We start from the raw sequence: 14,012 nt of genomic DNA, 5'->3' as shown, positions 1-14,012 counted from the left end.
AAAAGTTTGAAAAGTAAGACCTATAATAAATCCAAGAGGGTAGGGGTTAACCCCTACACCTCATTTTAAACGACCTAAAGTAGATTGAACAGAAAGCCAAGACTCAATTAATTCTCTAACACCAACTGACTTACTACCACAAGAAGAACATACAGCACCACTAGGATAATTATAATAACCTTTATCGGTATCAAATTCTTCCTTACATTTATTACATATCATTCTCATAAACAATAAATTTTTAAGGTGATAACCTATATACAATCTGGCATTTCTCGACATACAGTACACAAAAACCCAGAACCCCAATACCATTTTACAACAGAGGATAATAGTTGTTTACCACAACAAGAACACCGTGGAGGTGTAGTATATTTATTCTTTTTCATAGAATTTTTTGTAATATTCTGTTAATGACATATTTGGAAAATTATCGCTATGACGCTTAATAGTATGATTTGCACACTGAATACCTAGAACAACACCACAACCAAGCAAGAATATTGACAACATGATAAAAGAAAACATTTCCATAACTATTTGTTTTTCATTAATTTATGAACTCTTATTTTCCTATTAAGAACAACATATCCAGAACCCACGACTAACAGGCAATGTAATTCATTACCTATAATCTCACTAACCCTCACAACTATATTTGTTTTAGGCAACCTAAATACATCACCGATCTGCAACCGTGTGCCCCAACTAACAAAATTTTCAAATTCCATTTTTATAAATTTTCATCGTTAATACTAAAATTTCGATCTCGCGGGAAATCTAACCTGCATTGCTCAGAGCAAAAAACAAACTTACCCTGGCATACAACCTGATCACCCACAGTAACATCAATATGACCGCCACAATTATGACAGACACACCACTTTCCAACTACATGTTTTTCTTTCATTACCAACTGATTTTGAGAGTTATTTCACTATGGAGAATCTTAAACGAGAAAACAAGGAGTGAAACCCAATAAGTAACAGTAAGAGAGGGGATAACAAAAAAGCAATCGTACTTATAACGATTCCAAGACCAACGAACAGCCCGAAGACTGCGCTTAATTTTAAATAATACATTTTTTAGCTTCATTATTGTTATTATTAAGAGATTTTTTTGTAGCAACTTTCTGATAATCAGTAGACCTGTATACAGGATATTCCACAAAAAAAGCGTCATATATCTTTTGAATAGTACTTAATAATACTTTCAATTTTAACATTTTAGCTATCTTTATGAAATTGTTGTATATGTAGCGGACTTTCTGTAATGCGTATTGCGGGAAAAACTCAGAAGACAACAGCTTATAAGCATCCATAATATTTACAAGACACTCATTGATGATATTGTTTTCTGAACTTCTTATACGGAATTTTACCAACTTGTCAAGGTAGCAAGCCGATAATTCCTTATATATTGATTTTGAAGAATTGTAGAGATTTTTTAACTGTTCTGATTTTATAGTAACATATGCGCGCGCCTCAACCAAAGTATCAAAATTAAAACTTCCAATACCGTCAAAAACACGATATTTCTTATGAAATTCTGTCTTTAACTTACCGTTGTAACGTGATATGTGATAGACTCCTTTAAACATATTTGTCTGTATTGATAACCTGAACTAGTTATAACACATGACAAACATAAATAAAAATTTCGTTTGTTACATAATTACCGTTATGTTTAATAGAATAAAGAAAGAGAGGTTTAATCCTCTCCCTTTTCTTATATTTGTCCGACCAAATCTGAAATATGAGTTACTTTATATTTTTCCATATATTGCTGAATACCTATCAGTACTTTCTCGGAAATAGTAGGATCAATAAAATTGTATGTTCCAATTTGTATTGCTGAAGATCCTGCTAAAATAAATTCGATTGCATCTTGCCAAGAAGAAATTCCTCCCATGCCAATTATCGGAATCTTTATTGCATTATAAGTCTGCCATACCATCCTAATAGCAACAGGCTTAACACAAGGTCCAGATAATCCGCCTGTTATAGTAGATAAAACAGGTTTACGCTTGTTTATATCTATCGACATACCTAGCAAGGTATTAATTAGAGAAACAGCATCGGCTCCTTCTGCCTCCACTGCTTTCGCTATTTCGGTAATATCTGTAACATTTGGTGATAGTTTTACAATAAGTGTCTTGTTATAAACGCTTCTCACAGCCTTCACAACTTCTGCAGCCGAACATACAGAGGTTCCGAAAGCCATACCACCTTCTTTCACATTCGGGCATGAAATATTCAATTCAATAGCAGGAATTTTATCTAAATCAGTTAGTCTTGCAGCACATTCAGCATAATCCTCTATTGTTGAGCCTGATACATTTACTATAATATTTGTATCGATATCTTTGAGTTCCGGGTAAATATGAGATACAAAGTAGTCTACACCTTTATTTTGCAATCCTACTGCATTTAGCATACCTGCCGGAGTCTCAGCCATACGAGGATAAGCATTTCCCTGCCTTGCATGCAAAGTTGTTCCTTTTACGAAGATTCCCCCTAGCTTTGATAAATCTATAAAATCGGAATACTCAACACCATAGCCAAAGGTTCCTGATGCTGTCATTACCGGATTTTTTAATTCCAGATTACCTATATTTACTTTCAATTTATCCATTTTAAGTCATTTATATTGAAAACCGGACCTTCTGTACAAACACATAAATTTCCATTCTTTGTGCCCTCTACACAACATAGACAAACCCCAAAGCCACACGCCATCGTATTTTCTAGTGATACTTCACATTCAATATTTTTTTGATTGGCATATTTTGCAACCGCCATCATCATAGGTTTTGGACCACAAGTATAGATATGTGTAAAATCCTTATTCTGTAATATTGAATGGTTGGTCACAAAACCCTTTTCCCCCGCCGTTCCATCTTCGGTTGTGGTATATACCTCTCCATATTTAGAAAAATCTTCTAACTGAAGTAAATCTTTCGCCGAACGTGCACCTAATAAAAAATTAGGTTTGAAACCCGCATCTTTCAATATTTTACCCCAATACAACATAGGTGCAGTACCTACTCCCCCTCCAATCAATAACAATTCTGAGTTTTTGTTTTGTGGCATTGAAAAAGAATTGCCTAATGGTAATAAAAGGTTTACAATTTCTCCAATTTTGCATAATGATAATTGCCGTGTTCCATCACCTATAACTTGTATCAATAACCAAAGTTCATTTTTTTCTGTATCCACAAAATTTACAGATATAGGCCTCCTCAGAAAAGTAGAGGTAGAATTATCTACTCTAACCTCTACAAACTGTCCCGGAAGCATTTCAGGCAATTTTTCGTTATTTGGAGTAGTAAGTTTTAATAAAAAATAATTTTGATTTAGCTGATTGTTCTCTGTGACAATCAAATCCAACATCTTCTTCATGTGTCTCACTCACGTTTTAAATTCGCACAAAGTTAATCAAATCTTTTTAGTGAGAAGCGAATGTTTCGAAAGTATTATCTGTATAATATATAATTATCTGCCTGATTTTTTTTACAGGAGCTTCCTTATATATAATTTTCTCATTTACAGATAAATGTTGTTGAATAGGTGGCATGTTATCTTGTGTTTCCTTCTCATATTCAACATTGTCTGCACTTTTAGCCGTATTTACAGAATTTTCAAGAACTTCGTCAGGCTTTTCTGCTCTGTTATCACTGTATGGTTGAGAAAAAAGATCAGGAAAAGATGAAGTTGATGATGTAGAGATTGTCTGATCATCTCCTGTCTTTGTTTTATACATACTGCCTTTACCTGTCAAAAGCCATTCTGAATTTATCTGGGGCATTTTGGTAAGTATTTTCGTGATAACATCTAAACTAGGTTTATTTCGTCCATTTTGAATATGAGAAACTATGGCTCTTCCTATGCCTAAGTTATCCGCAAACTGAGCTGGTGTTACCCGTTCTGCTTCCATTATTTGCTTTATACGATCAGTTATCATATATGTAACAATTTAAGAATGTAAATCAAATCGAATAACAAATGTACATAATAATATTTACATTTGCAAATACACGTTATTCTCAAATGTAAACTGGCATTATTTACAAATCTATCTATATTGATACTTTTGTGAATAAACAATTGTATTTAGAGTAATACACCATAGAAGTAATACTTTACACTTATGTTGTATACTACTGATTATCAATCATGTATTGATTTGTAATTAATCTATTTAAGGAGAAAATAAGTAGAATTAGCTTATACGGGCAATTTTCTTCATTTAAAACTTTAAATATTAAACATAAATATGTGATTTTAAATGAATTAATGTAATAAAAATCGTAAATATAATGGATTTCCAATCATATATTTTACAAATAGATATCGATATAGAATTGTATTATTATATAACATTCGAGCATATCACAATTGTAAATCTCTATTTAATATTGTGTGATTTACATTTGTTTTGTACAAATGTTATTTGCTGTAATTTATATGAATTTACTTTTGTGGTGTAGATATGTAATTTACAAAAGATTGATATATAGGATTTAGATTTAGAATATCACTATTGCCAACTATAAACAATTGTTGCCTGGCTCTAGTTATCGCTACATTTAATTTTCGGTCAACATTCCCTTCTAAATTCAAATTACTGAAGAAATCCAGTTGATATGGCTTATTCATACAAAAAGATAAAATGATAATATCCTTCTGGCTACCTTGATATCTTTCTACCGTATCAACCATAATATTTTGAAGTTCAGGTATTTTTGTTTCTTCTAGCTTATGCTTTATTAATGCTATCTGATTACGATAAGGAGCAATTATTCCCAAAACTCTCTGAGAATCGAATATTTTATTCTTTTCTGAATATAGTTCCAGAATATTTAAGCATAAAGAGGTTATAATTTCGGCTTCAACTATGTTTATTTTATCATTCACATGACAAAAATCAGATTTAGATGTATCAAAAAAATGCAGTCTATTTTCTGAAATTATTTTTTGATATACATTCTTATAATCTTCTTTTACTAAAAAATCTAAAGGTTCGGTTTGCCAATTTGAAATTGGTTTCAGTATATTGTCGTAGAAATATTTATTGGGATATTCTGCTAATAACTGATGCATCCGTCCCTGATAAGTTAATGTATCGTATGCATAAGTCCAATCATTGGAAACGCAGAGATTATATATACGCTCAAAATAAGATTCATTGCAATTATATAGCTTAATGCTATTTAAATCTTTATCAAGTACTTTCGATTTGTTTGTATGTTGTAAAGTGATGGTTGACAATTGTTTATGATCCCCAATCATTATATATTTGTCAACTTCAGGCAAAATACCAATTATTTGAGGTTCAAGTATTTGAGATGCTTCATCTATTATGGCCAAATCAAACTTTTTTATATCAAACAGTTCCGGTTTTCCTGTTATTGCAGCCAATGTTCCTATTACAATACGCTTCTGATTCAGTATATTACGTAACTCTTCTCTCCTACTGACATTACCGGCTATATTTTGCAATAACTGTTGCCTGAAATTTTCTCCACACGACAACTCTGAGCCTATCCTTATATAGTTGTCACATTCAGATTCTTGACATCCAAATGCTTGATTTATAGACTCGCACAACTCATCCACAGCTCTGTTCGTATAAGCTATTATCAAAATATTCTGAGAAGTATTATTGTAATAGTATTCTATCAATCGCTTTGCAAAAACAGAGGTTTTTCCGGTTCCGGGAGGTCCGACGATAAGAAAATAATCTTTCGCAGCAATAGCCTTTTCTATAACCCGGTCTTGTTTTTGCTGTATCGGATCGCAGTTTCTATCGTCCCTCGTACTCGAATAATCGCTTATACGAGGTGCTACAACCCCCAATATTGTGCTACGTTTATCGACTGATGCCTTTAAGAACTTAAACAGGCTCTTATACATATTATTATATGTATGATCCAACCTGTCGTGCTCAATAGCCCACAACTTATGTCTATCAAAAACTTCTTTATTTCTCTGTTTATACCTAAAACGAAGCAACAAAGAATCGACAGAAATTTCGGCAATAGTACCTTTAAATATCTGACTGGTGAGTACAGAATCTGAGTCTTTTTCGTGAGGATAAAGTATGCAAATATCACCTTCTCTAAAGTTAGCGAAGTCTGTTTTTTCTGTTTTAGAGAACAATATTTTCATGTCTCTATCATTGGTTTCAATCTCTTTTATCGTCAGATTGTCTATAAGATCGAAACTATTTTTCCGTTCAATAAATTCTGAATTCCATAAATTAGCAACCGAAATATTTGACCCATTAGAGTCGCCTCCGATTTTTTGAGTGTATAATTCAGAAGTTAGAAATGTAACAAATCTGAAAAAATATTTCCTTTCAATTGAAGAAATATTATTTATCATTTTTTCAAGTTCTGCTATTTGATGAACAAAAAAATCTGGAACCTTTCCATAATTTTCCAACGAAAATATCTCTTGGAATAATTGATACACATCGTCACTACTTCCCTGATACAATCTATGTTCTGTGGAGATAATCTGATTGCGAACGTTGATTATTTCCTTATCCAAAATTTGAAATGGAGCTGCAAATCTCAAATTTTCGCCTCTGTTTTCGGCCGAAGAGTATAAAATGGCTGAAATTAACTTCTGTGAACTCATATTTAATACAGACTGAACGGTTAGTCTATATATAACTGTCTGACATTCATGGTTTAATGATATTTTTCCAGAATCATGTTTTGGATAAGGTAAACCACCAGATTTCAATTCTATAATCTTATTTACATTATCATTTACATCTGAAATCTGCAATAAGTCCAATCTTCCTTGAAATCCATACTTCTCTGAGAAGAAGGATGGTTCGAGTACACATTTGTTTATATCAATCCCATTTTTGGGAAAATCTTCTATTACAACCCGCTTTATATTTTCGAACTGAATGGATGCTTTTACCATAAAATTTCGAAAATCTTCCGGACGTTTTATGTCGTTGCAACTTGTAAATTCGAATGGTTTTTCTTTGAAAGCTTTTAAAAATACAGTGTCAAATTTTAAAGTATCAGGACTGTCTGAAAAGATCAATTCATCTAAAAAAAAGTTGGCAAGATTACCCATCAGTATATAATGTGAGTTTGGACTTTGCTCAAATCTTTTCCTAAAATAATGCAGATGAGACTTCCCGTAATTTTGAAAACATTCGGCAAGAGCCGATGCGTCGATCAGATAATCCGGTTCGAGAACGAAGAAAGAAGGAACGTAATTTCCATCTTTATCTATGTGAGAATTTAACAGATTGAGTTGTGCCCCTATCCAAAGATTTTCGATAGTTGGATTGAAAATCTGATTTATTTTCGGAACATTATATTTTATCCTGATGATACTATCCTCCAACGTATCCGTTTCTGCGATGATAATCTCATTGACCTTATCTAGAGCAACAACACTTACCCGTACATAATTGAGAAAATTGGGTTGAACCACTTCTTCTTCATCCGAAAAATAAACGGTACTCCCCTCTCCTATTTTTTCATCACCGCTAAACAAAGATAAGAACTGTATGAGGCTAGACTCTGATTTTTCATATTGACGCTTCGAAACCAGATTATTTTCATCTTTCAGTAAAAAGGACGATGTTATGCGTATATTATGCAGTTGTTTTGTTAACGAACGGGGAATTTGATATTTCTGGGCTATATAAACAATCCGGGCAAAAAGCGATGAAAACTGCAATGCTTCATCTCTGGTTATTTCTTTACAAGTGCGATCGAGTATTTGCCTCAATTCTATATATTTATCCCTGAGAGAAATATCCAAATCCTTATTCCTCTCAATATCTGCTAGTAGTTGACAATATTTTACTTGGTTATTCTCTGACTTGTACATCTATATCATTGCACAATGTAATATATAATTTCGACATGGAAGTATTGTTGTACCCGTTTATCCAGACACGTATAAACCCATTTTTACGCAAAGTGTTGAACGACTTCTGCATGAAAGCTCCGTAATCGTCGTCATCTTCATAGTAAAACCTTTTAGGTTCGCTGCTGTCTATCGAGTATTCATAATTTATATAAAATGTGTCTTTATCTACCACAATATTGTGCAGCTCTACTTTATCGTTATGTTTGAAATCACCAGAAAATTGTATCCATGTTTTTTTCAGAATGATATCCGCAATTTCCTGAGTCGTAGGATCTATTTCTGTTATATTGCTTGCCCTGATAGTAGCATGTGTCTCAAAATTACCATTCGCAACCACGGGTAACATCCTGTAATCGAACGACAAATCATTTATCCACTCATATTCGTATGTACAAGAAGGCAGGGCGAGAATCGTAAAAATTAAAATGACCAGATACTTATTATATAGCTTCATCATCCGTCTAGGCTTATGATTTTAAACAAAAATACTACAAATATTTATTATAAAACGTACAATGTTAATAACATAATAAATAATCATTATGTTTTGAAGATGGTGAAAAATACTTTTGAAAATAAAATTCATCTTTTAAGTAATGATTAACATAATCATCTAAAAACAAGTTGTATATATTCTTTCGTATCGTCAAAATGTTAAATTTTGAATACCACAAAATAGTTGCATAGACAATATCTTATTGTTTATCAATTTATTAAAAACAGAAAGTTTTTTTTGAAACTAAAAAAAGATTAATATCTTTGCTGCCTATTTCTAAATTTTAAATAAATATGAAAATTGTGAAAATGGCAGCACTTGCTGCGCTTATTCTTAACGCATCGTCTGCATTTGCGGGAGGTCTTCTTACTAATACTAATCAGAGTGTCCATTTTTTGAGAAATCCGGCACGTGATGCATCCACAGAGATTGATGCTGTATATACAAATCCGGCGGGGTTGATTAAATTGCCGGAAGGATTTCATTTTTCATTTAACAATCAAAGTGCATTTCAAACACGGACAATTACATCTACGGCAGATATTTTTATGCTGAATGGTGAAAATAAGACAAAAGAATTTGAAGGAAAAGCTTCTGCTCCTATTATTCCTAGTTTGCAAGGTGTATATCGCAAAGGTAAATGGGCCTTGTCAGGGAGTATCGCCGTAACAGGTGGTGGAGGTAAAGCTACGTTTGATAAAGGATTACCATCGTTCGATGCTCTAATGGGTTCAACAACAGTCCTTTTAAGTCCAGATAAACAAACTCCATCAGGTTATAGCTTAAATCAGCACATGAAAGGTTCTAACTTTATTTTTGGAGGTCAACTAGGAGGTACTTACGAAATAAATAAAATGTTTTCTGCATACGCCGGATTCAGACTGAATATTGTAAGCAATAAATATGAAGGTTATTTGAAAAACTTTGTAGCTGAGCGACTAGGTTCTCCTGCTGCTACAAATGCAACTTATGGTGGTATTATGGGTACTTTGGAACCACAAATTCAGGCATTGAAAGCAATAGAAAATCCAACAGCAGAGCAAATAAATCAATTGGCACAACTTGAAACTGCTTACAGGGGTGCAGGTTTTGCTTATTTGGCATCCTCCGAAACAGGTGTAAACCTTGAAAGTACGCAATCCGGTTGGGGAGTTGCTCCTATTATAGGTTTTAACTTTAATTATGAGGACAAACTTAATGTTGGTATTAAGTATGAGTTCAAAACAGCCTTGGATGTAGAGAATAATACAAAAGTAGACCAAACAGGAATGTTCCCTGATGGGGTGAACACAGCTCATGATATTCCTGCTCTGTTAACGATTGGTGCTTCGTACAAAATTACTCCAAAACTTACGGCAAGTGTTGGTTATCATCATTTTTTCGACTCTAATGCTAAAATGGCAGATAACAAGCAAAAAGATGCCGGTGCAACAAACGAATATCTGGCAGGTTTGGAATATAGGATAGACAAAATGTTTTTAGTTAGTGCCGGAGGACAGATTACCAAATATGGTGTTGGCAATGATTATCAGAGAGACTTGAGTTTCGCTTGTGATTCTTATTCAATCGGATTAGGAGGATCAGTTAACGTTTCTCCCAAAGTGAAAATAAACGTAGCTTATTTCTGGACTACATACTCTGACTATGACAAAGTTCCAGGAGGAGGAACAAATAAAGATGTTTTCTCTCGTACAAATAAAGTTTTTGGTGCCGGAGTTGACTTTTCTTTCTAAAAGAACAGTATCTTAAATAATACAAAAAGACAGACCTGATCAGAGGTCTGTCTTTTTTAGTATATTGATTTTCAATCTATCAGAATCTCATAGCAATAACTTCAATTTCAACTAGTGCATTTTTGGGTAATGTCTTTACGGCAAACGCTGAACGAGCCGGAAATGTTTCTCCAAACTGTTTTGCATATACTTCGTTCATTCCCCCAAAATCGGACATATCAGCCAATAGGACGGTTGTCTTCACAATATTGTTGATAGTCAATCCTGCTTCCGACAAAATAGCTTTAATATTCTTAAACGATTGTTCTGTTTGTTCTTTTATTCCACCACCAGGAAATTCACCTGTTGATGGGTTAATAGGTAATTGTCCGGATACGAAAATCGTTCCATTCACTTCAATAGCCTGACTATATGGACCAATAGCCGCCGGAGCATTGTTGGTTGCAATTATTTTTTTCATCATTAAAAAATATTTAAATTGTATTTTGATAATTTTTTTTCAATTCTATCTACAACAGGATTGAAAATATATTGTCGTATTTTTTCAATACATAAGCAAACAATAAATATTGATATAGAAAACAATAACAATACAAAGAATAATATTATTACCTTATTCTGATACGTTTCTGTTAAATATTTAATCAACTCTCCTCCTTGTGACCAAACGAGAGCGTGATTATGAATTAAATAAACTGCAAAAGAAAGAGGTGCTATTTTATTTATAAATTCATTATTGAATTTCATTTTCTTGAAAATAAAGAAAAGTCCTATAGCTGACATTATTAATAGAGGATTATTATATTCCCAAAGAGAGTAAATAGCTGTTACTCTGTTGAATGAAAAATATGGAAATGAAGAGAAAATAACAATCATTAATACCGGAGCTAAATACCATACAAGTCCTCTTCTTAGATAGATTTGATATTTTGACATATATCTGGCTATGCAATAGATAACAACAAAATGATAGACCGAATAACCTTTTCCGGCAACAATTTCCAGAGAGAAAAAGAAACTTAAAAGATCAAATAATAGTAAACCAACAAGAAGAATAAAAAATTGTCTCTTAGTAAAATATTCTATCGCAAGATTAAGTAAAGGAGATATAATAACAAGCACCAAATATACTGTAAGAAACCACCATACCCCAGAAGATATAGGTAACAGATTATGTATTATTTGCACATAAGATATATTTTTCCCTAATAAAAGAAATATACTTAATATTGTCCACGAATAAAAAAGAGCTTGAATTCCTAAAGATATAAAAGATTTAGTTTTAAACTTGATACCAAAATAACCAGATATAAAGACAAAACAATTAACTGCGACAATACATAATGTTGAAACAATTGATTGCATTACAAAAACCTTATTGTTGTATTGAACTACAATTTGATTGTCAAATACATGCAATAATACAATCATAAACATGAGTACTAAACGCAACAATTCAATATTGGACTGGCGTTTCATTTTTTCATATCTTATTTTGTCGAATTACTTCATAAATTAACACTCCTGCTGCAACCGAAACGTTTAGCGATTCTATTGTTCCGAATTGAGGAATTTTAACCAGATTGTCACATATACGTAGGTTTTCGTTCGATACTCCCACATCTTCCGATCCCATAACTATGGCTACGGGTCCGTCATAGTTGATGTCTGTATATAGTTGGGCGGCCCGTTCCGTTGCAGCCACTACCATCACACCACTATCTTTCAAAAATTGGATTGCCTGTGTAAGGTTTTGTTCTTTACAAACAGGAATTTTAAGCAATGCCCCGGCCGAAGTTTTCACGGCATCGGCATTTACAGTAACACTACCACGGGCAGGTATCACAATAGCATCAACCCCCGCAACCTCACAGGTACGGGCTATTGCGCCGAAGTTGCGCACATCTGTCAATCCGTCGAGCACAAGGATAAAAGGATTTTTACCCTGTTCGTATAAGAAAGGTATAATATCTTCTATTTTTTCGTAAGTGATGGCTGAAAGAAAGGCGATGACTCCTTGATGATTTTTTCGGGTGAAGCGGTCGAAACGCTCAACAGGAACTCTTTGCATAGGAATATCGTGACTTTTCAACACTGTAACCAGTTCTTTGTACAGATCTCCCTGTAATTCCCTTTTAACTATTACTTTATCAATTTCTTTTCCGGCTTCAACAGCCTCAATAACGGCACGGATGCCAAATATCATTTCTTTTTCTTTCATCAACTTACTTTTTTCACAAAGATAAGCCGAGTTGGAGAATCAACAAAGGAAAGAAGAATAAATCAAAACAGAAAAAGTTTAGAAAGCTCTGAAAACAATTACTTTTCCGCTGGTTTTGAGTTTAAAACTATTACTTAACGACTCATTCAGAGTGCCTTGCCACCAATTTGTGAAGATTCTGTCAGTGATGGGGTATGCCAGATTGAGGGAGGTTAACTTTACATTTTCTATATTGAATATCGAAACCTGCTGTCCTTGAAAACTTTCAAACTCAGAATCTTGATCAATAGCGGTGAAAACACCGTAATTTGTCACCATTTCCACATCCAAATTCACCAAGTCCAGATATTCTGCCAACAAGCTGATATTGCCGATAGTATGGTCTTCCCGCTTACCCGTAGCTCCCAAAATGGTGATACGTTTACGGTGTTGAGCAAGTGAATATTTCACCGACTTTGTCAAATCGTTGGTTTCCTGCTCTCCTACATGATGAACTATTCGGGAAAAACGTGTACGGTTTTCTTCGGTCAAAGAATCCAAATCGCCGACAATAGCATCTGGCAATCTGTCTGTTTTTTCAACCAGTTGGTTTGTAGCCCCATCGCAACACACAATATATTCACCATTTTCTAACAAAGAAATAGCAATGGGATGGGTCGGAAATTCTCCGTTAGCCAAGACAATAGTCTCTGCTTTAGTCTGTAAATTAGGCAGTTTGTAATGTTTCATTTTTTATTTCTCTTTAGCTTCCCGAGCCATTTTCATCCAATTCAAATATCCAAATATAGAAATAACGGAATATGCAGCGTACATGATTGATGTAGGGTATAAGCCTTGCCATGCAAAAATGAAAATGGATGCAAAATTAGAAACAATTAACGGAAGCCATTGTTCAACATATTTTTGTGCCAACATCCAAATGGCAACAATACCTAAAGCCGTAAGGAACGCATCTGCCCAAGCCACTTCGCTGCCTCCGAAATGAAGCAAAACATAAAGTAATATAAGAAATAAAATTATCGCAGTTATCGACAGAGGCAAATAGAGTTTCCGGGGTGTTCTGACCAAAGGTTCTTCCGACTTTGTTCCCCTACTCCATTTGTGCCACCCATATATCTGTGCTCCAATATAGTAAATATAAATTCCGGCAAATGCGTAAAATTGGGAAACAACAAACACATAGACATAAAATATCGACATGAGTATTCCCGTAGGCCACATCTTTATGTCAGCCTTATATTCGTAATAAATATATATTAACCCGAGAATTGCTCCCGTTATTTCCTGCCAATGTGTTTGTATAAATTCCATTTAAATATTTATTTATGCCAATCAGTAGTTGAGTTTATTGTACATAAAAGCGTTCTTTTTTATTCGACATTTTTTACTGCCGCGTCTCTTGCAGAGACTTGCCTTCGTTCATTTTGTCTTGACACAAAACGAACCAAAAAGTCAAGGCTTAGCTTCTCGGCGACCCGTTACAATCTCACAGGCTAAATTGAAAAAACTCGCTTCGCTCAAACAGCTTTCAATTTTACGCCTTGTTTCGCTTAACGTGTCCCCGCCTACGAAGCAGATGCCATTTCGCCTAACGGGTGTAAACGTGACATTTGGCTAATTGACGGGGTACCCACACAGCGCAGATAAGCGAC

General features: G+C 33.9%; 13 protein-coding genes. 1 reads left to right on the top strand and 12 read right to left on the bottom strand.

Going from position 1 to position 14,012, the window contains the following annotated elements; translation table 11 throughout:
* Positions 1 to 60: 60 nt before the first annotated feature.
* The 7 genes from D0T56_RS05225 to D0T56_RS05195 all read right to left on the bottom strand — a co-directional run bounded on the left by D0T56_RS05225 (position 61) and on the right by D0T56_RS05195 (position 8,367).
* Positions 61 to 228, bottom strand: coding sequence for a hypothetical protein (locus D0T56_RS05225; protein ID WP_163319082.1), 168 nt, complete (start codon positions 226 to 228; stop codon positions 61 to 63).
* Between the two features lie 841 nt (positions 229 to 1,069).
* Entirely contained in the window at positions 1,070 to 1,600 is a 531-nt protein-coding gene (locus D0T56_RS05220) for a hypothetical protein (RefSeq protein ID WP_163319081.1), read from the bottom strand.
* Between the two features lie 128 nt (positions 1,601 to 1,728).
* Complete coding sequence (locus tag D0T56_RS05215; protein WP_163319080.1) at positions 1,729 to 2,634, bottom strand: dihydroorotate dehydrogenase; 906 nt, start codon at positions 2,632 to 2,634, stop codon at positions 1,729 to 1,731.
* Positions 2,622 to 3,401: a dihydroorotate dehydrogenase electron transfer subunit gene (locus D0T56_RS05210; protein WP_163319079.1), complete on the bottom strand. Its 780-nt coding sequence runs from the start codon at positions 3,399 to 3,401 to the stop codon at positions 2,622 to 2,624. The genes D0T56_RS05215 and D0T56_RS05210 overlap by 13 nt, the downstream gene beginning before the upstream one ends.
* A gap of 46 nt (positions 3,402 to 3,447) precedes the next feature.
* Positions 3,448 to 3,963, bottom strand: coding sequence for a helix-turn-helix domain-containing protein (locus D0T56_RS05205; protein ID WP_185153837.1), 516 nt, complete (start codon positions 3,961 to 3,963; stop codon positions 3,448 to 3,450).
* Between the two features lie 509 nt (positions 3,964 to 4,472).
* Complete coding sequence (locus tag D0T56_RS05200; RefSeq protein ID WP_163319078.1) at positions 4,473 to 7,868, bottom strand: AAA domain-containing protein; 3,396 nt, start codon at positions 7,866 to 7,868, stop codon at positions 4,473 to 4,475.
* A complete protein-coding gene (locus tag D0T56_RS05195; RefSeq protein WP_163319077.1) occupies positions 7,849 to 8,367 on the bottom strand; it encodes a hypothetical protein in 519 nt (172 codons plus the stop codon). The genes D0T56_RS05200 and D0T56_RS05195 overlap by 20 nt, the downstream gene beginning before the upstream one ends.
* Before the next feature lie 332 nt (positions 8,368 to 8,699).
* Between D0T56_RS05195 and D0T56_RS05190 the strand changes: the two genes are divergently transcribed.
* A complete protein-coding gene (locus D0T56_RS05190) occupies positions 8,700 to 10,139 on the top strand; it encodes an OmpP1/FadL family transporter (protein WP_185153836.1) in 1,440 nt (479 codons plus the stop codon).
* A gap of 79 nt (positions 10,140 to 10,218) precedes the next feature.
* On the opposite strand, the gene D0T56_RS05185 is transcribed toward D0T56_RS05190, so the two are convergent.
* The 5 genes from D0T56_RS05185 to pnuC form a co-directional block, all read right to left on the bottom strand.
* Positions 10,219 to 10,599, bottom strand: a complete 381-nt coding sequence (locus tag D0T56_RS05185; RefSeq protein ID WP_163319201.1) for a RidA family protein — start codon at positions 10,597 to 10,599, stop codon at positions 10,219 to 10,221.
* A gap of 2 nt (positions 10,600 to 10,601) precedes the next feature.
* Complete coding sequence (locus D0T56_RS05180) at positions 10,602 to 11,618, bottom strand: acyltransferase (protein WP_163319076.1); 1,017 nt, start codon at positions 11,616 to 11,618, stop codon at positions 10,602 to 10,604.
* Between the two features lie 4 nt (positions 11,619 to 11,622).
* Entirely contained in the window at positions 11,623 to 12,360 is a 738-nt protein-coding gene (gene rlmB / locus D0T56_RS05175) for a 23S rRNA (guanosine(2251)-2'-O)-methyltransferase RlmB (protein ID WP_163319075.1), read from the bottom strand.
* 78 nt (positions 12,361 to 12,438) lie between these two features.
* Complete coding sequence (locus tag D0T56_RS05170; RefSeq protein WP_163319074.1) at positions 12,439 to 13,089, bottom strand: thiamine diphosphokinase; 651 nt, start codon at positions 13,087 to 13,089, stop codon at positions 12,439 to 12,441.
* Positions 13,090 to 13,092: 3 nt separating this feature from the next.
* Positions 13,093 to 13,671 (bottom strand): nicotinamide riboside transporter PnuC, encoded by a 579-nt coding sequence (pnuC, locus tag D0T56_RS05165; RefSeq protein ID WP_163319073.1) that lies wholly within the window; start codon positions 13,669 to 13,671, stop codon positions 13,093 to 13,095.
* Positions 13,672 to 14,012 lie beyond the last annotated feature (341 nt).

The sequence above is a fragment of the Dysgonomonas sp. 520 genome, assembly GCF_010501095.1.
In the GTDB taxonomy this organism is placed as follows: Bacteria; Bacteroidota; Bacteroidia; order Bacteroidales; family Dysgonomonadaceae; genus QVMP01.
The sequence above is the reverse complement of the archived record's forward strand: the minus strand, read 5'-3'. Positions and strand labels throughout refer to the sequence as shown.

Coding starts and splice junctions, on each gene's coding strand:
- D0T56_RS05205 (WP_185153837.1), bottom strand. CDS start 3,963: ATGATAACTGATCGTATAAAGCAAATAATGGAAGCAGAACGGGTAACA.
- D0T56_RS05200 (WP_163319078.1), bottom strand. CDS start 7,868: ATGTACAAGTCAGAGAATAACCAAGTAAAATATTGTCAACTACTAGCA.
- D0T56_RS05195 (WP_163319077.1), bottom strand. CDS start 8,367: ATGATGAAGCTATATAATAAGTATCTGGTCATTTTAATTTTTACGATT.
- pnuC (WP_163319073.1), bottom strand. CDS start 13,671: ATGGAATTTATACAAACACATTGGCAGGAAATAACGGGAGCAATTCTC.
- rlmB (WP_163319075.1), bottom strand. CDS start 12,360: ATGAAAGAAAAAGAAATGATATTTGGCATCCGTGCCGTTATTGAGGCT.
- D0T56_RS05225 (WP_163319082.1), bottom strand. CDS start 228: ATGAGAATGATATGTAATAAATGTAAGGAAGAATTTGATACCGATAAA.
- D0T56_RS05170 (WP_163319074.1), bottom strand. CDS start 13,089: ATGAAACATTACAAACTGCCTAATTTACAGACTAAAGCAGAGACTATT.
- D0T56_RS05180 (WP_163319076.1), bottom strand. CDS start 11,618: ATGAAACGCCAGTCCAATATTGAATTGTTGCGTTTAGTACTCATGTTT.
- D0T56_RS05215 (WP_163319080.1), bottom strand. CDS start 2,634: ATGGATAAATTGAAAGTAAATATAGGTAATCTGGAATTAAAAAATCCG.
- D0T56_RS05190 (WP_185153836.1), top strand. CDS start 8,700: ATGAAAATTGTGAAAATGGCAGCACTTGCTGCGCTTATTCTTAACGCA.
- D0T56_RS05220 (WP_163319081.1), bottom strand. CDS start 1,600: ATGTTTAAAGGAGTCTATCACATATCACGTTACAACGGTAAGTTAAAG.
- D0T56_RS05210 (WP_163319079.1), bottom strand. CDS start 3,401: ATGAAGAAGATGTTGGATTTGATTGTCACAGAGAACAATCAGCTAAAT.
- D0T56_RS05185 (WP_163319201.1), bottom strand. CDS start 10,599: ATGAAAAAAATAATTGCAACCAACAATGCTCCGGCGGCTATTGGTCCA.